Origin of the sequence: Escherichia sp. E10V10 (genome assembly GCF_004211985.1) — a bacterium.
In the GTDB taxonomy this organism is placed as follows: domain Bacteria; phylum Pseudomonadota; class Gammaproteobacteria; order Enterobacterales; family Enterobacteriaceae; genus Escherichia.
Map to the genome: position 1 here is coordinate 97,214 of NZ_RHJO01000007.1, position 16,341 is coordinate 113,554.

Genomic DNA, 16,341 nt, shown 5'->3' on the forward strand with positions numbered 1-16,341 from the left:
TCTCGATGAATAAAAATAGCTTTATTCAGCCACCGCATTCATAACTTATATATTTTATGTATTAATTGGTTGTATGTATTTTTATAATAAATACTTTTGGGGGCTTCAGCGCCCCCAAAAGCGAGTGACATTAATTCGGGGTTACGATATTCACCCACAAATCAAAATTATCCAGACAGGCAATAATTTCTTCCAGTTTCGCGCCATTGCCAATAATTTTGGCTTTCTTCGCTTTTACCAGATCCGCCATTTTGGCTTGTCCGGTCAGCACGGCGTGCAGATCTTCACGGCTGATGTAGAAAGAGGCGTTGGCTTGCGGTTGCAGTGTTTTACGGTAGTTAAGCACGCTATCGTTCAGCGTCAGGTTGAGGTTATCGCCGTTGCTCATATTGAAGTTCAGGCTGATATTTTTACCCGCGGCTTTCGCGCTATCGAGGCGAACGGACATAAAGTCGAACAGCATTTCGACCGACATCCCGCGAATGGTGTCCGGGGAACCGGTGGTGCCGTGGCTGAACTTATGCACCCCTTCGCGCAGCTCTTTCGCGCCGGTCAGGTAGAAACCGCGCCATGTGGCGGACTCGGCCTGATAGCCCAGCTGTTCAAAGTTATTCGCTTGCAGATTCTTCGCCACCTGGTCACCCGGGTTGGCGGCAATCACCTGTTTCAGCAACTCTGCGGACCAGCGATAATCACCTTGCTTGTTCGCTTCTTTCGCCAGGTTGATGACACGGGCAGAACCGCCCAGCGCCTGCACATAACGTTTACCCATCTCCACCTGACCATACGGATGCAGGTTAGCCGGGTTACCGTCGTAATAGCCAAGATAGAAGTTATACACCGCGCGGGCGTTGTGGCTGACAGAACCGTAATAACCGCGGCTGGCCCAGTTATTGGCAAGCGCAGGCGGCAGCTTAATCATGTCGCCGATTTCATTCATGGTGTAGCCCTGGTTCGCCAGGTGCAGGGTCTGGTCGTGAATGTACTTGATAGTATCGCGATATTTACCAATATAATCATTGATATGCTTATTGCCCCAGACCGGCCAGGTGTGCGGCATAAACAGGACTTCCGCGTCGTTACCCCACATATCCAGCGTTTCGTTCAGGTACTCGGTCCACTTGCTGGTATCGCGGGTTTTCGCGCCGCGCAGAGTGTAGAAGTTGTGCAGGGTATGCGTGGCGTTCTCGGCGGTACACAGGGCTTTCAGGGCCGGAATATAGAAGTGCATTTCGGCTGGTGCTTCACTACCTGGGGTCATCAGGAAGTCAAACTCCAGGCCGTCGATAATCATCTTCTCGCCAGTTCTGACGATAGTTTTAGTCGGTGCAATAATGCTCGGGTCGCCCGTTGCCAGCGTCACGCCAAGGCCATTACCCACGTTGCCTTGCGCGTTGTGCGGCAGTAACAGACCGTAAGAGTAGAGCGCACGGCGGCTCATGATGTTACCCGCCAGCACGTTTTCACTGATAGCTTCGTCCATAAAGCCAGCCGGAGCGATCACCTGAACTTTGCCGGATTTAACATCAGCTTCAGAGATAATACCTTTCACGCCGCCATAGTGGTCGGTGTGGCTGTGAGTGTAGATAACGGCAACAATCGGTTTTTGCGGCCGATGCTGGAAGTAAAGATCAAGTGCGGCTTTTGCGGCAGGCGGCGTTACCAGCGGGTCGATAACAATAATGCCTTTCTCACCCTCAACGAACGTAATGTTAGAGATATCCTGGCCGCGCACCTGATACATTTTATCGGTGACTTTGAACAGGCCAGAAATACCGTTGATTTGCGACTGACGCCACAGGCTGGGGTTTACGGTTTCCGGCGCAGCGGCATTAATATCAAATTTGTAATCGTCCGCGCGGTAGTAAACTTTACCGTTCGCATCACGCAGAATACCTTCATCCAGCAGCGGGGCGATAAATCCACGCTGGGCATCGTCAAAATCCTGACGATCGCTAAACGGTAATGATTTGGCGTAATTCTGATTAACCTGCTGGGTATATTGAGTGGCGGCTTTCGCTTCCTCTTTCGCGTTAGCGGTATTTACCATCATGCCGCTGACGGCGGTTAAGGCAATAACAATCCTGCTCAAACGGAATAACCGAGAGTTATTCATATAAATCTCCATTTATCATTTATGTCGTAAATATGTAATCCATGCAAAATACGTCATTTAAAGCTGGCGTTATCATAATTGGGAAACGACGAATTGAATAAGCAGAAGTGTGAACAGAATCGACCATTTTATTAGGCATTTGTGCTGAAGAGGGAAAATTACGGCATATTTATTAGTGTCATCAATAATGTGACCTGACTTATGTTTTTATTATATAAATTGCTTTTCTCTTTCACTTCGGCAAGAAGTCCGCACAATGATTAATCAGGTGAATAATTCGGAGTATAACTATGAAACCCGTTGTGCTGGTGGTGGATGATGACACGGCTATCTGCGCACTGTTGCAGGACGTGTTAAGTGAACATGTCTTTACGGTTTCGGTCTGCCATACCGGGCAGGAGGCAATATCACGTGTTGAGGGCGATCCTGATATCGCGCTGGTGGTGCTGGATATGATGCTACCCGATACCAACGGCCTGAGGGTATTGCAACAATTACAGAAAATGCGTCCTGCACTGCCGGTGGTGATGCTGACCGGCCTGGGCAGTGAGTCTGATGTGGTGGTCGGGCTGGAAATGGGCGCAGATGATTACATCTGCAAGCCGTTTACCCCACGGGTCGTGGTTGCGCGACTAAAAGCGGTGCTACGGCGCGTTGGCGCGCTGGCGGTCAATGAGGAGAAAAACGCCGGGCTGTCATTCAATGGCTGGTATCTCGATACCACGCGCTGCCAGTTGCACAATCCGCTACAACAACATGTCGAGCTGACCCAGGGCGAATATGGCTTGTTACTGGCCCTGGCGCAAAACGCTCGTCGGGTGTTAAGCCGCGAGCAGTTGCTGGAGTTCACCCACAGCGACAGCGTGGAGGTGTTTGATCGCACCATCGACGTATTAATCATGCGCTTACGACGCAAAATCGAACTAAACCCGCATCAGCCGATGTTGATTAAAACTCTGCGCGGTCTGGGGTATGTCTTCGCTGCCGACGTGCACTAATCCGACATTTCTGTTTGCAGTTCTTCCAGCGTTTTTGCCCCGTCGATAGCATTGGCGCATAACAGGCTTGCCCGCGCGCAGGCGTGTGCCAGTTTTATGCTCTCGGTAAGCGTCCAGCGTTCATGGCAGCCATATAAAAATCCGGCACAAAATGCATCGCCCGCGCCGACGCTGCCGATAATTTCCCGTTGTTCTAACTTTTGCGAAGGGATCCACACGCCGCCCTGTTCCGGTGTCTCTCCCCAGGCACCTTCCGGACAGTGGATCACCACTCGCTGGCGTACGCCCGCATCTAACAGTTCACGCGCGGCGGCAGCAATATGCACGATATGCGGTTCGCCGTTAGGTAAGCGAATTTCCAGCCCGCTAAACTCCCCGGCCTCCAGTTCGTTAATTACCAGATAATCCAGATGGCGCAATGCGGGCAGCACCATCGGCTGATAACGCGGATCGCCCTTGCGGGAGACAAGATCGAGCGAGGTTTCAAAGCCAGTATCACGCATTTGCGCCAGCAGGCGCGCGCTACGGGTGCCGTAAACATCGTCCGGCATATCCAGGCTATCGAGCAACAGTAAATAGCCGAGATGGAAAATCTTCATGCTGTTATCGAGCTGATCGAACGCCGGAAGATCAAGCAGTCGGTTAGCGCCCGGCGAATGGAAAAACGTCCGCTGCCCGCTTCGGTCGGTCATCACCTGCGACATCGACGTCGGGGCAAAGGTAGTGCGCTGCACATGCTGGCGATTGACGTGATATTGCTCAAGCATTGCCATGATGTAATCGCCGTCGCTGTCCTGACCGATTAGCCCGACCGCCTGTAACGGCAACCCGGTGCGCATTTTCGCCAGCGTCAGCAGGACGTTAAGCGGCGCGCCTCCGGTTGAGCGTTCGCTGTGGGTGATCTCCGCCAGCCAGCCGCGCTCTGGCCACTGGATAATCTGATGGACGTGGTCAACCAGCATATTGCCTGCGGCGATAATCCCTTTACGTTCCATCATGCTTGCCCCGCACTGCCGAAAATACGCATCTGTTGTGCAACCGTATCGCTGATGGCGGCTTCCACTGCCAGCAGTAACTCGGCGAACTCGTCATACATCGGCTGACGGCACGCCATTCGGGCCTCAACGGCTGCCAGCGCCGCTTGCGACATACCCGTGTAGAAATTGATTTTGTGGATACCCAGTTCTATGGCGCGACGGAAATCGGCATCGCTAATCCCTGAGCCGCCGTGTAACACCAGCGGGATAGCCGCCTGCTGGCGGATAGCGTCGAGGCGCGGGAAGTCGAGTTTCGGTTCGCCGCGATATTTGCCGTGTGCATTGCCAATCGCCACGGCCAGCGCGTCAATGCCGGTACGGTCGACAAAATCACGCGCCAGTTGCGGATCGGTAAACAGAGATTCATCGGCATGACCGTAAAGCGCACCGCCTTCGTCGCCACCTACCGCCCCCAGTTCAGCTTCTACCGATACGCCAACGGCATGGCACATTTTCACCACTTCCCGCGTCTGGCGGACATTTTCTTCATACTCCAGCGTGGAGCCGTCAAACATTACCGAGCTGAATCCCAGCCGCAACGCTTGCACCACCGATTCAAAATGCAGCCCGTGATCGAGATTTAACACCACCGGAATGGCATGGCGCGCCGCTTCAAATTTCACGGCTTCGACCAGGGAATCCAGCGAGATATATTTAAAATGTACTTCGGCAATGTTGATAATAAACGGCGAACGTTCTTGTCTGGCCGCAGCGAATAGCGCGCGTAAAAAGTGTGAGTCCAGCACATTAAACGCACCTAACGCATAGTGATGTTCGCGGGCATGAGCCAGCCCTTCAGCGAGAGAAATCAACGGCATAACGTTCTCCTTATTCAGCGGAACTGGCGGTATTCGTTACACAATACCAACTGGGCCGGTTCGTCTTCGTCAATCAGGTTGTAGCGGTCCAGCGGTTGTAAAAAGTGGTTATCGTGGTCATCGTCATTAACAGAAGAGACTTCGCCAACCAGCACATCGCCAAAACCGGCTTCTGCCCAAAAGCTGTGATAAAGGCCTGGCGGCAGGCAGATACTTTCGCCGGGAGACAGGCGCAACTGACTGCCTGCGGTATGTTTCTGGCGGCAGCCGTCGATCACCACCGTAACGTCGCTATCAACCGTTTGCTCGTTGCTATCGGCATTCCACAGTTCAACAATCAAATTTCCGCCGCCGCGATTGATAATGTCCTCACGCTTACGCCAGTGAAAATGCATTGGCGTTACCTGCGCATCGCGCACATGCATGATCTTCTCGGCGTAACATTTCGCATACGGCATTCCTTTTGGCGAACCGTTACGCAGGGTAAACAGCGTCAGTCCCTGTGCAGCAAAGTCGTTGCCACCAAAAGCGGTAACATCCCAGCCGAGTTTGAGATCAAAAACTTCCTCCCACGCGGTGGTGTCGAGTTGTTGCCATTGGGCAGGCGTGAAACTGGCAAAGGGCGGAAGATGCACGTCATGTTGCGAAAAGAATTGCCGTGTATGACCGAGAATGTCGTTTATAGCGGAGCGTTTCATCGAAAGCGTTCTCCTTAGCGGTGGCCGGGCAGCTGCGCCGCCCGGCGTGTGGACTTATTTCACCGTCCAGCCTTTGTAATTGCCGACGTTGTTTTTGTCGATCATCGTCACCGGGATCAGCACCGGCTCTTTCGGCGCGGGTTTGCCCTGCAAAATGTCGTAGCCAATTTCTACCGCTTTCGCTGCCATCACCTGGGGATCTTGCGCAGGGGTGGCGACAAACAACGAGTTCTCACGTTTCAGCGCCTCTTCGGCGTCCGGGCTTCCGTCAACGCCGACAATAAAGAACTCGCTACGTTGTGCCTGTTTGGCTGCCAGATCGGCACCGATCGCGGTGGGATCGTTAATCGCAAATACACCGTCGATCTTCGGATTTGCCGCCAGCAGCCCGGTCATCACCTCCAGCCCGCCTTCACGACTGCCTTTGGCGTTCTGGTTGTCAGAGAGCACCTTGATGTCAGGATGGCGTTTAAATTCAGTCTGGCAGCCTTCAACGCGGTTTTGTACGGCGGACACCGGAGGCCCATTGATGATCACCACATTGCCTTTGCCTTTCAGGCGATCGGTGATGTATTTACAGGCCATTTCGCCCGCCTGGGTGTTATCAGAAGTGATGGTCGCATCGGCGCCTTCTGCCGCCACGTCAACCGCGACGACCACGATCCCGGCGTCTTTTGCCCGTTTCACCGCCGGGCCGATCCCTTTTGAATCGGCAGCGTTAAGGATGATCATATCGACGTTAGCGGCGATAAAGTTGTCTATTTGCGACACCTGCTGGCCCAGATCGTAGCCGCTGGACACCAGCGTAACTTTGACGTTATCGCCCGCCAGTTTGCGCGCTTCCAGCTCCGCGCCTTTGGTGATCTGCACGAAGAATGGGTTTGCCAGATCGCCTACCGTCACGCCTATCGACTTCAGTTCTTTTGCCTGGGCGAACGGTGCTGCGGCCAGCAGCGCGCCTGCACAGAGCGCGGTCACTAAGGGCTTCAATCTCATGCTGTATTCCTCATGTGTAGGGTATTGTTGTTATGCGCTTTGATGATGTCGGGTACGGTATTTATCGATCAGCACCGCAATGATGATCACCGCCCCTTTGATCACCAGTTGCCAGAAGTAAGAGACGCCCATTAGGGTCATGCCGTTGTTTAGCGTGGCGATAATCAGCGCCCCAACCAGCGTGCCGGTGATGGTGCCGATGCCGCCAACGAAACTGGTGCCGCCGAGGATCACCGCCGCAATGGCATCCAGTTCGTACCCCATGCCTAAGTTGCCGTTGGCGCTGTACAGCCGTGAGGCGCTCATAATCCCGCCAAGCCCTGAAAGCAGACCGCTCATGCCATAAACAAACAGCAGTACCAACCAGACCTTAATGCCGGTAAGACGCGCCGCCTGCATATTGCCGCCGACGGCGTAGATATGAACGCCAAGCGTGGTGCGGCGCAGAATAAACCAGCACAGCACAATCACTGCGAGGGCAATCACCACCAGCCACGGGATCGGCCCGAGATAGTTATTACCTATCCACTCGAAATTAATGTTGGAGTTGATGACCGTGGTGCCGTCCGCCAGCAGATACGCCGCCCCGCGTAGCGCCGTATAGGTGCCTAGCGTGACGATAAACGGTGGCAATCCGGCAAAGGCCACCAGCGCGCCGTTGAACAATCCCAGCAGCAGGCCGAGCATCAGCGCCGCTGGAATCGACAGCATGGCGAACTCCGGGCTAAGGGAGACGACCATCGCCGCCACCGCCGTGGTGCCGAGAATTGAACCTACAGAAAGATCGATTCCGCCAGTCAAAATGATGAAGGTCATCCCCGCCGCCAGAACAATGTTGATCGACGCCTGCCGGGTAATATTCAGCAGGTTACTTTCGGTAAAAAAGTTTGGCGCGATAAAGCCAAATACCGCCACGATCAGAATCAAAATGGGCAAAATGCCGACCGTTTGCATCAGATCGCTCATCAGCATTTTTTTGGCAGAGGTCTTTGCAGAGGTCATCATGAGGGCACCGCCTGGGAATGGGCGTCGTTGACGCCAGTCGCTAAGGTCATAATGTTTTCCTGGGTGATGTTTTTGCCGTTTAACTCACCGGCAATGCTGCCTTCGCGCATCACATAAACGCGATCGCTCATGCCGACTATCTCCGGCAGTTCGCTGGAGATCATCAGGATCGCCACGCCCTTGCGCGCCATCTCGTTCATGATCCGGTAGATCTCGCTTTTTGCGCCAACGTCCACGCCACGGGTGGGTTCATCGAGCAGTAAAATGCGCGGGCCAATCGCCACCCAGCGGGAGATCAACAGTTTTTGCTGATTGCCGCCGGAAAGCCCGCCCGCTCGCACCTGGGCATGAGGCACGCGGATGTTGAGCAACTTGATGGCGTCATCGGAGATGGTTTGTGCTTTTTTGCGATTGAGCATTCCCCAGCTGGCATCGCGCTCCAGGGTTGCCATGGTGATGTTTTCGGCTGCCGCCATTTCAAGGAATAAGCCTTGTTCTTTGCGATTTTCGGTGAGAAAACCAATGCCAAGATCGATGGCTTCGCGCGGGGAGTGGATCACCACCGGTTCACCATCGACTTCAATCATTCCGCCCGTCGCTTTATGCACGCCGAAGATCAACTGCGCCAGTTCGGAACGTCCGGCTCCCACTAGTCCGGCGAGGCCGACAATTTCGCCGGAACGCACCAGCAGACTGCTCGGCTGCACTTTGCCACCGTCGGTCAGGTGGTGAACATTCAGGCGGGCTTTGCCGAGCGGGATATCGCGCTCTTTATTGAACAGATCGCTCAGTGGCCTGCCGACCATCATCCGCACCAGTTCAGCGGCGTTGAGATTGTCGCGGGTCAGGCTGCCAACGTATTGCCCGTCGCGCAGCACGCTGACGCGATCGGAAAGCTCATACACTTCCGCCATGCGGTGGCTGATATAGATAATCGCCATCCCTTCATCGCGCAGCCGCATAATCAGTTCAAACAGGCGGTGAGTTTCACGCGAGGAGAGGGCAGCGGTAGGTTCGTCCATCACCAGAATGCGGCTGTTGCGATGCAGCGCGCGGGCGATTTCGACCTGTTGTTGCTCGGCAATGGTCAGCGTCATGACTTTATCGCTGGCGTTAAACTGCGCGCCGAGGCGGTCGATCACTTTTTGCGCCTGCACCAGCATCTCTTTACGCTGCACCAGCCCGCCGTGGGAAAGCTCGCTGCCGAGGAAAATGTTCTCTGCCACCGTCAAATTGGGTGCCAGCTGCATCTCCTGATAAATCAGCGTAATACCGGCGCTTAAAGCATCTTTTGGCGTGCGAATGTGAAAGGGCTTGCCGTCAATCAGGATCTCGCCGCTGGTGGCGGTATAAGCCCCCGCCAGCACCTTCATCAGCGTGCTTTTTCCGGCGCCGTTTTCCCCCATCAGGGCATGGATCTCGCCAGGGTAAACCGTCAAATCCACCCCCTTGAGCGCATAAAATTTGCCGAAGGCTTTGGCAATATTGCGCATCTCCAGAACCGGCGTGCTGTTCATGGCGGACTCCTGCGAGGTTGTCGATATCAGCACTCCATCACAGGAAAGTAAATGCAAAATGTCAGAAGCCGTTCATATTTGTCATATTGCGATTTTTCTTTACGGAGCGTGATATGGCGCACCCCGGACGTCACTTTTTTGCCAGCGCGCGCGGGCGATTGCTGCTTTTGAATTTGCTGGTGGTGGCGGTGACGCTGATGGTCAGCGGCGTGGCGGTAATGGGCTTTCGCCATGCCAGCCAGATGCAGGAGCTGGTGCAGCAGCAAACGGTGGATGATATGACCGGCAGCCTGAATCTGGCGCGCGACACGGCAAACGTGGCGACGGCGGCGGTGCGATTGTCGCAGGTGGTGGGAGCGCTGGAATATAAAGGCGAGGCCGAGCGATTGCAGGAGACACAGCGGGCATTAAAAATCTCGCTTGAGCAACTGGCGAACGCGCCTTTAGCGCAGCAGGACGCCGGGCTGGTGACGCGAATCATCACGCGTAGTAACGAACTGCAAACCAGCGTCGGCGGAATGCTGGAGCGCGGGCAAAGGCGGCATCTGGAGCGTAACGCGCTGTTAAGTTCGCTATATCAAAACTTAAGTTATCTGCGGCATTTGCAAAAAGTCACTCACGCGCAAGATGACATTTTGCTTAACGAGATGAACCGACTGATTGTCGCCGCTATTGCCACGCCCGCGCCACAGGCGATTATTCATCAACTGGTCGGGGTGATGTCTGCGTTGCCGACCCACAGCGATACGCCATTGGTTAATACGTTACTCACTGATTTCAATGATGAACTGCGTAAACTCGCGCCGCTTTCTGCCGCTCTGGAGCAAAGCGATCTGGCAATCAGCTGGTATATGTTTCACATCAAAGCGCTGGTGGCGATCCTCAATGGCGACATCAACCGTTATGCCGAACAGGTGGCGACGCTCTCCGGTCAGCGGGTGGCGCAAAGTTACCAGGATCTGCGCTCCGGCGAGAGGCTGATCATGATTTTCGCCCTGTTAGCGGTGGTGATCACCGCGTTTGCAGGTTGGTATATCTATCGCAATCTCGGCTCTAACCTGACGGCGATCTCCCGCGCCATGAGCCGCCTGGCGCACGGCGAAGCGGACGTCACTTTTCCGGCGTTACAACGGCGCGATGAGCTGGGTGAACTGGCGCGCGCCTTTAACGTCTTCGCCCGCAATACCGCATCACTCGATCGAACGTCACGGCTGTTGAAAGAGAAAACCACGCAGATGGAGATTGCCCAAACCGAGCGGCAGGGGCTGGAAGAGGCGCTATTGCACAGCCAGAAGCTGAAAGCGGTTGGGCAACTGACAGGCGGGCTGGCCCATGATTTTAATAATCTGCTGGCGGTGATCATTGGCAGTCTGGAGCTTGTGAACACGGACTCGCCCGACGCGCCGCGAATACAGCGGGCGCTGCAAGCCGCCGAACGTGGGGCGCTACTGACCCAGCGGCTACTGGCGTTTTCCCGCAAGCAGTCCTTACATCCGCAAGCCGTTGAACTGAAAACACTGCTGGAAGAGTTAAGCGAATTAATGCGCCACTCCTTACCGGCAACGCTGGCGCTGGAGATTGAAGCGCAGTCTCCGGCGTGGCCCGCGTGGATTGACGTCAGCCAGCTGGAAAACGCCATCATCAACCTGGTAGTGAACGCCCGCGATGCGATGGAAGGGCAGACGGGAATCATCAAAATTCGTACCTGGAATCAGCGCGTTACTCGCAGCAGTGGGCAGCGACAGGATATGGTGGCGCTGGAGGTCATCGATCATGGCAGCGGCATGTCGCAGGCGGTGAAAAGCCAGGTGTTCGAGCCGTTCTTTACCACCAAACAGACGGGCAGTGGCAGCGGACTAGGCTTGTCGATGGTCTATGGTTTCGTGCGCCAGTCCGGCGGGCGCGTGGAAATTGAAAGCGCGCCGGGGCAGGGAACAACGGTCAGATTACAGCTTCCCCGCGCGCTGGTGGCGGAGAAAAACGTATTGCCAGCGGTGGTAGAGCAGACAGCTGTCAGCGGCGATAAACTGGTGTTAGTGCTGGAAGATGAAGCCGCGGTGCGCCAGACCATCTGCGAGCAGTTGCACCTGTTGGGCTATTTGACGCTGGAAGCGAGCAGCGGCGAACAGGCGCTGGACCTGCTGGCGGCATCAACGGAAATCGATATTTTTATCAGTGACTTAATGCTCCCCGGCGGTATGAGCGGCGCTGAAGTGGTCAATGCAGCCCGCAAACTTTACCCGCACCTGACGCTGCTACTCATCAGCGGCCAGGATTTACGCCCCAGCCATAACCCCGCGCTGCCCGATGTGGCGCTACTGCGCAAACCTTTTACCCGCGCGCAGTTGGCGCAGGCGCTGGGGCAAATAGAGGGATGATTTTCAGAATTTATCAAGAGGCCTGAAGCAAACGTGCTGCTATTGTGAGCAATTCTGTTCTGAATTGAAGTGATTCACATATGATCGTGATGCCAACCACCTATAGCCCTATGACGGTTGCTCGTTCTTTTCGCGTGGTGGAAGAGATCGAGCTTTCTGGACGTCTGTTACAGGTAATTTATGACAAGCAGACGCCAAGAGCGGCCATCATTGAAGCGGACATTGAAGTTTTTGCAGGCGTGCCGCGTCATCGGGTACTTGCCGCTCTCGATCTGCAGCGTAAAAAAGAGTTCGGCAGCGATATCATTGCCGTTGAACGCTGGTGGGAAGACTCGGATCTGGTACAGGTGGAAGGTATTTGTGTCTCTCCTGGTGAGCGCGATAAGGGGCTGGCAACTCGGCTGTATGAAGCGCTAATTCTGCAATTCGGTATCACGCTAATCAGCGATTTTGATCAATATGATGGCGGGAAGATGCTCTGGCAGAAGATCGCGCGCGAGTCCGATCAGATTTCCGTGTTTGTATTAGACACTGAACAAGGGGCATTTTGGCCTTACGATGGCACGAAAGTGATCTACGATGGCGGTTGCATTCCGGAAGAGCGTATCTGGAGTATTTCACCGGATCAAAAATGTCATGGCATTGTGCTGGTGGCGGAAAATAAACAGCGAGCTAACCAGCTAATGGAAGAGTCTGCGCCTTACCGAATTTGAGATTACTCCGCTACTCCGGTCATTCACACTCAACTAACGTTAAGCCAGTCCATTGCAGAGACTGGCTTATGAAACCTTACTCCACGCTCTTTCTTTTCACCCTGCTCACGCTGTCCACCGTTCCGGCTCAGGCCGATATTATCGACGACACCATTGGCAATATTCAGCAGGCGATTAACGACGCTTATAACCCTGACCGTGGACGAGACTATGAAGATTCGCGCGACGACGGCTGGCAACGTGAAGTGAGCGACGATCGGCGCAGACAATATGACGACCGCCACCGCCAGTTTGAAGATCGTCGCAGGCAGCTGGACGATCGCCAGCGCCAGCTTGATCAGGAGCGTCGGCAACTGGAAGATGAAGAGCGGAGAATGGAAGATGAGTATGAGCGGTGAGGGGGGCAGCGCGCACATGACCAACCCTATCATGCTACCCCAATCTCCATCCCATCAAACCCCGCCTCAAACCCTGACGGCAGCGCGTTCTCCATCAGCCACGCATCAAATTGGTGGCTGATGTGCGTCAGAATCACGCGCGGCGAGCGGATAACCTCATTCAGCGCCAGCACGGTGTTTAAATCGCAGTGATTACGCGGCGCATCCTCGCGCGGCGGATGGCTGCAATCAATCACCATCACTTGCGGCTGGTTATTGCGTAAAAATTTCAGCGTTTTTTCCGGCAGGTCTGCGGTGTCAGACAGCCACGCCACCCGGCTATGCGCCGTTTCCAGTAAATAGCCGAAAGTGAGTTTTGAGTGGTTGAGCGGCAGGGGCGTGACCTGCAACCCCTGCAAATCAAACACCACAAACGGCTCCACCGTGTGGCTGAAATCAAGCAGGCCCGGATGTTTAAACAGATCGTCGCAGCCCTGTTCATCCGGCGGGCCGTAGACCGGGATCGCATCGCCCACGCCCCAGCGTAGCGGGAACAGCCCCTGGACGTGATCCATATGGTAGTGCGTCAGCAAAAACTGCTGGAACGATCCGGGTGACCAGCGATCGGCGAGATCGTGCCGCCCGGCGTCGATCAGGGTGACAGCCTCGTTAAACTTCACCACGCCGCTGCATGGCTGGCGGCGATACTGCGGTGAGCGCCGCGCTCTGACGCAGGCCTCGCACTCACAGCCCCATGCCGGAACGCCCTGTGCGCCGCCAGTGCCGGTGAGCGTGAGAGTCAGGCTCATGTTACAGCGCCTTCGTGAAGCGGAAATGGCTCTGCTCGTAGCCTTCGCGCAGGTAAAAACGGTGCGCGTCGTGGCGCTTGACGTTGGTCGAAAGCTCGGTCATTTCGGCCCCGGCCTGGCGGGCTTCTTCTTCCGCCCACGCCAGCAACTTGCTGCCGACGTTCAAACCGCGCGCCTGCGGCATCACCACCAGTTCCTGAATTTCGCCGATCCAGTTGACATGATGCAGATGAAACTGCAAATGCAGGCCGATCATGCCGACAACTTCGCCATCCAGCAGCGCCAGATGGTAGCGCATGTTTGGGTCGCGCAGGTTGGCGCTAAAGCCCACGCGAAACGCGTGATGGTCAAACTCCGCCTGTTTTAGCTCACATATCAGCGCGTAAACCGCGTCGGTATCGTACTGCGTGGCCGGGCGAAGCTCACAAGCAGGCATGGTGTTTCTCCTTCTGATGGATCAGCGTCAGCAGCGTGTCGACCGACTGGCGCAGGCTGCCGTCATTGTTGAGCGTATGGCAATCCTGTGGAGTATAGCGGGCGGCGCGCGCCAGTCGGGCGTTAATTTCACTGACGTTTTCACGGCCACGGTTTTCCAGGCGCTGGCGCAGGATCTCCGGCGAAACCTGTAAGCAAATGGGCAGCAGCGCCGATTGATAGCGCGCCCGCGCCTGCGGCAGATGCGCGCGTGAGCCGTTGACCACCACGTCGAATCCGGCGTGTAGCCAGAGGTCAATCTCGATGCCGACGCCATAATACAGACCGTTAGCGTGCCAGCTTAAGGCCAGCAGGTTTTGCCCCGCGCGGGTAAAAAACTCCTGCTCACTCAGGGCGATATGGTTTTCACTTCCGGCGCTGGCGTCGCGCGTGATGTAGCGATGCGCCACCAGTAACTGCGTCTGTTCCCGCTGGCGGAGTTCCGCCAGCAGGCTGTCTTTCCCGGAGCCGGACGGCCCCATTAACCAAATCAGTTTTCCCGTCATCAGAACACCCTTTTACCCTGACGCCAGACGTGGTCGATATGAATATGATTGCCCTTGCGATGCGCCAGCACCAGGTCGGCGCGTTTACCCTCGCTAATCACCCCGCGATCCTGGAGATTAAGCGCCTGCGCCGGGTTTTTGGTCACCAGCTTCACCGCCTGCGGCAGCGTAAAGCGGTTGCTCTGGTCATCGGCGACGCGAAATGCCGCATCCAGCAGGCTGGCGGGGTAGTAGTCGGAAGAGAGGATATCCAGCAGGCCAAGCTGTGCCAGTTCACTGGCCGCCACGTTGCCGGAGTGCGAACCGCCGCGCACGATATTCGGCGCGCCCATCAGCACGTTCATGCCGTGCTTGCGCGAGGCTTCCGCCGCTTCAAACGTGGTGGGAAATTCGGCGATCACGCTGCCAAGCTGGTGGGATTCGGCAACGTGCGCGTGCGTGGCGTCATCGTGGCTGGCGAGCGCAATTTGTCGCGCGCGGCACAGGGCGGCGATGGATTCGCGATTCGGCTGCGACCAGCGTGCGGCAAGCGCCAGTTGCTCTTCTTCGTACTGCTGCATCTGCGCATCAGTGAGCGAGTATTTGCCCTGATAATATTCGCGATACTTCTCGCGATTGGCGAACTGGCGCTGGCCCGGTGAGTGGTCCATCAGCGATACCAGCGTCACCGGCTCGCGCTGCACCAGTTTTTCAAACAGCGGCAGTGTGGTGTGATGCGGCAGCTCGCAGCGTAGGTGCAGGCGGTGCTCGGCGCGGTTGACGCCGCGTTTCTGCGTCTCTTCGATGGCATTGATCATCTTCTCCAGATTCTCCAGCCGATCGCCGCCGTCGCGCACATCACCAATCGCCACGGCGTCCAGTACGGTGGTGATGCCGCTCGCCACCATCAGCGCGTCGTGGCTGCTCATCGCCGAGTGGGCAGGCCAGTCCACTTTCGGGCGCGGGGTGAAGAATTTATCGAGGTTGTCGGTATGCAGCTCAATCAGCCCCGGCAGCAGCCAGCCGCCTTCGCCGTCCATCGCGTCCGGCAGGCGGCTCTGGCTTTCGGCAAAGGCGCGGATTTCGCCATCCTGTACTTCCAGCGAACCGTGTACCACCTCGTTTTCCAGCACCAGCTTAACGTTATTGATAATCATGCAGAGGCTCCCATTGGGTGCAGGCGGTCGGCGACGTCATTACGTACGGCTTCGTCATGGAAGATGCCGACGATGGCTGCGCCACGGGCTTTGGCTTCGCGGATCAGCTCGACTACGGCGGCGCTGTTTTTGGCGTCCAGCGAGGCGGTGGGTTCGTCGAGCAGCAGAATGGGGTAGTCGACGATAAAGCCGCGGGCGATGTTGACGCGCTGCTGTTCGCCGCCGGAGAAGGTCGATGGTGCCAGGTACCACAGGCGTTCCGGCACGTTCAGGCGCGTGAGCAGACGCGCGGCTTTAGCGGCGCAGGCTTCACGCGGTACGCCGATATCGAGCAGCGGCTGCATCACCACTTCCAGCGCCGAAATACGCGGGATGACGCGCAGAAACTGGCTCACCCAGCCGACGGTGGTCTTGCGGATTTCCACCACTTTGCGTGCTGGCGCGGTGACCAGGTCTACCCATTCGTCGCCGTGTTTAATCTGGATTTGCCCTTCGTCGGGCAGATAGTTGGCGTACAGCGAGCGCAGCAGGGTTGATTTGCCGCTGCCGGAATGGCCGTGGAGCACCACGCATTCGCCCGCGTTGACGGTGAGCGAGGCGCGTTGTAAGACGGGCAGACGCACGCCGTTTTGCTGGTGCAGGATGAAGGTTTTACTGACGTTTTGTACGTTAATCATTTTTCGCCTCGTGGTTCGGGTGTCGGATGTGTCTTATCCGACCTACGGGGAGCGCATTTGTAGGCCAGATAAGGCGTTTACGCCGC

General features: G+C 56.0%; 16 protein-coding genes. 4 read left to right on the forward strand and 12 right to left on the reverse strand.

What is annotated here, in order from left to right:
• Positions 1–130: 130 nt before the first annotated feature.
• Entirely contained in the window at positions 131–2,116 is a 1,986-nt protein-coding gene (yjcS, locus tag D9736_RS13025) for an alkyl sulfatase YjcS (RefSeq protein WP_130258469.1), read from the reverse strand.
• Positions 2,117–2,406: 290 nt separating this feature from the next.
• Between yjcS and D9736_RS13030 the strand changes: the two genes are divergently transcribed.
• The gene (locus D9736_RS13030; RefSeq protein ID WP_130224323.1) at positions 2,407–3,114 is read left to right on the forward strand and encodes a response regulator transcription factor; all 708 of its coding nucleotides are present in this window, start codon (positions 2,407–2,409) and stop codon (positions 3,112–3,114) included.
• Here D9736_RS13030 and D9736_RS13035 read toward each other — a convergent pair.
• From D9736_RS13035 to D9736_RS13060, 6 genes are read right to left on the reverse strand one after another with little or no spacing between them, the layout of a single operon-like run.
• Positions 3,111–4,112 carry a carbohydrate kinase family protein gene (locus D9736_RS13035; RefSeq protein WP_130258470.1) on the reverse strand — a complete coding sequence of 334 codons (1,002 nt, stop codon included), beginning with the start codon at positions 4,110–4,112 and terminating at the stop codon, positions 3,111–3,113. The genes D9736_RS13030 and D9736_RS13035 overlap by 4 nt on opposite strands.
• On the reverse strand, positions 4,109–4,969 hold the full coding sequence (locus D9736_RS13040; protein ID WP_130258471.1) for a ketose 1,6-bisphosphate aldolase: 861 nt from the start codon (positions 4,967–4,969) through the stop codon (positions 4,109–4,111). Before D9736_RS13040 ends, D9736_RS13035 begins: the two co-directional genes overlap by 4 nt.
• A gap of 14 nt (positions 4,970–4,983) precedes the next feature.
• The gene (locus tag D9736_RS13045; RefSeq protein WP_130215628.1) at positions 4,984–5,667 is read right to left on the reverse strand and encodes a D-lyxose/D-mannose family sugar isomerase; all 684 of its coding nucleotides are present in this window, start codon (positions 5,665–5,667) and stop codon (positions 4,984–4,986) included.
• A 54-nt stretch (positions 5,668–5,721) separates the two neighbouring features.
• Positions 5,722–6,663 (reverse strand): ABC transporter substrate-binding protein, encoded by a 942-nt coding sequence (locus D9736_RS13050; protein ID WP_130205867.1) that lies wholly within the window; start codon positions 6,661–6,663, stop codon positions 5,722–5,724.
• 30 nt (positions 6,664–6,693) lie between these two features.
• Positions 6,694–7,668: a ribose ABC transporter permease gene (locus D9736_RS13055; RefSeq protein WP_130224331.1), complete on the reverse strand. Its 975-nt coding sequence runs from the start codon at positions 7,666–7,668 to the stop codon at positions 6,694–6,696.
• A complete protein-coding gene (locus tag D9736_RS13060) occupies positions 7,665–9,185 on the reverse strand; it encodes a sugar ABC transporter ATP-binding protein (protein WP_130215632.1) in 1,521 nt (506 codons plus the stop codon). The genes D9736_RS13055 and D9736_RS13060 overlap by 4 nt, the downstream gene beginning before the upstream one ends.
• A gap of 113 nt (positions 9,186–9,298) precedes the next feature.
• Here D9736_RS13060 and D9736_RS13070 point away from each other — a divergent pair, with 113 nt between their 5' ends.
• The 3 genes from D9736_RS13070 to yjdP all read left to right on the forward strand — a co-directional run bounded on the left by D9736_RS13070 (position 9,299) and on the right by yjdP (position 12,674).
• Complete coding sequence (locus D9736_RS13070) at positions 9,299–11,563, forward strand: hybrid sensor histidine kinase/response regulator (protein ID WP_130258472.1); 2,265 nt, start codon at positions 9,299–9,301, stop codon at positions 11,561–11,563.
• An 80-nt stretch (positions 11,564–11,643) separates the two neighbouring features.
• Positions 11,644–12,276, forward strand: coding sequence for a GNAT family N-acetyltransferase (locus D9736_RS13075; protein WP_130258473.1), 633 nt, complete (start codon positions 11,644–11,646; stop codon positions 12,274–12,276).
• A gap of 68 nt (positions 12,277–12,344) precedes the next feature.
• Positions 12,345–12,674 carry a DDRRRQL repeat protein YjdP gene (yjdP, locus tag D9736_RS13080; RefSeq protein ID WP_130215636.1) on the forward strand — a complete coding sequence of 110 codons (330 nt, stop codon included), beginning with the start codon at positions 12,345–12,347 and terminating at the stop codon, positions 12,672–12,674.
• Positions 12,675–12,703: 29 nt separating this feature from the next.
• Here the strand turns inward: yjdP and phnP are convergent, their stop codons facing one another.
• Genes phnP through phnL form a run of 5 tightly spaced genes read right to left on the reverse strand, consistent with a single transcriptional unit; the run spans position 12,704 to position 16,255 of the window.
• The gene (gene phnP / locus D9736_RS13085) at positions 12,704–13,462 is read right to left on the reverse strand and encodes a phosphonate metabolism protein PhnP (protein WP_130258474.1); all 759 of its coding nucleotides are present in this window, start codon (positions 13,460–13,462) and stop codon (positions 12,704–12,706) included.
• Position 13,463: 1 nt separating this feature from the next.
• Positions 13,464–13,898: an aminoalkylphosphonate N-acetyltransferase gene (phnO, locus tag D9736_RS13090; protein ID WP_001110508.1), complete on the reverse strand. Its 435-nt coding sequence runs from the start codon at positions 13,896–13,898 to the stop codon at positions 13,464–13,466.
• Complete coding sequence (gene phnN, locus D9736_RS13095; protein WP_130258475.1) at positions 13,885–14,442, reverse strand: ribose 1,5-bisphosphokinase; 558 nt, start codon at positions 14,440–14,442, stop codon at positions 13,885–13,887. The genes phnO and phnN overlap by 14 nt, the downstream gene beginning before the upstream one ends.
• Positions 14,442–15,578: an alpha-D-ribose 1-methylphosphonate 5-triphosphate diphosphatase gene (gene phnM / locus D9736_RS13100; protein ID WP_130258476.1), complete on the reverse strand. Its 1,137-nt coding sequence runs from the start codon at positions 15,576–15,578 to the stop codon at positions 14,442–14,444. Before phnM ends, phnN begins: the two co-directional genes overlap by 1 nt.
• Positions 15,575–16,255: a phosphonate C-P lyase system protein PhnL gene (gene phnL / locus D9736_RS13105; RefSeq protein ID WP_130258477.1), complete on the reverse strand. Its 681-nt coding sequence runs from the start codon at positions 16,253–16,255 to the stop codon at positions 15,575–15,577. The genes phnM and phnL overlap by 4 nt, the downstream gene beginning before the upstream one ends.
• Positions 16,256–16,341 lie beyond the last annotated feature (86 nt).

Bases quoted from the DNA above. Each gene is read 5' to 3' on its own strand.
- phnO (WP_001110508.1), bottom strand. From the start codon at position 13,898: ATGCCTGCTTGTGAGCTTCGCCCGGCCACGCAGTACGATACCGACGCG.
- phnM (WP_130258476.1), bottom strand. From the start codon at position 15,578: ATGATTATCAATAACGTTAAGCTGGTGCTGGAAAACGAGGTGGTACAC.
- phnL (WP_130258477.1), bottom strand. From the start codon at position 16,255: ATGATTAACGTACAAAACGTCAGTAAAACCTTCATCCTGCACCAGCAA.
- D9736_RS13055 (WP_130224331.1), bottom strand. From the start codon at position 7,668: ATGATGACCTCTGCAAAGACCTCTGCCAAAAAAATGCTGATGAGCGAT.
- D9736_RS13060 (WP_130215632.1), bottom strand. From the start codon at position 9,185: ATGAACAGCACGCCGGTTCTGGAGATGCGCAATATTGCCAAAGCCTTC.
- D9736_RS13045 (WP_130215628.1), bottom strand. From the start codon at position 5,667: ATGAAACGCTCCGCTATAAACGACATTCTCGGTCATACACGGCAATTC.
- D9736_RS13040 (WP_130258471.1), bottom strand. From the start codon at position 4,969: ATGCCGTTGATTTCTCTCGCTGAAGGGCTGGCTCATGCCCGCGAACAT.
- yjcS (WP_130258469.1), bottom strand. From the start codon at position 2,116: ATGAATAACTCTCGGTTATTCCGTTTGAGCAGGATTGTTATTGCCTTA.
- D9736_RS13050 (WP_130205867.1), bottom strand. From the start codon at position 6,663: ATGAGATTGAAGCCCTTAGTGACCGCGCTCTGTGCAGGCGCGCTGCTG.
- phnP (WP_130258474.1), bottom strand. From the start codon at position 13,462: ATGAGCCTGACTCTCACGCTCACCGGCACTGGCGGCGCACAGGGCGTT.
- D9736_RS13070 (WP_130258472.1), top strand. From the start codon at position 9,299: ATGGCGCACCCCGGACGTCACTTTTTTGCCAGCGCGCGCGGGCGATTG.
- D9736_RS13075 (WP_130258473.1), top strand. From the start codon at position 11,644: ATGATCGTGATGCCAACCACCTATAGCCCTATGACGGTTGCTCGTTCT.
- phnN (WP_130258475.1), bottom strand. From the start codon at position 14,442: ATGACGGGAAAACTGATTTGGTTAATGGGGCCGTCCGGCTCCGGGAAA.
- yjdP (WP_130215636.1), top strand. From the start codon at position 12,345: ATGAAACCTTACTCCACGCTCTTTCTTTTCACCCTGCTCACGCTGTCC.
- D9736_RS13030 (WP_130224323.1), top strand. From the start codon at position 2,407: ATGAAACCCGTTGTGCTGGTGGTGGATGATGACACGGCTATCTGCGCA.
- D9736_RS13035 (WP_130258470.1), bottom strand. From the start codon at position 4,112: ATGATGGAACGTAAAGGGATTATCGCCGCAGGCAATATGCTGGTTGAC.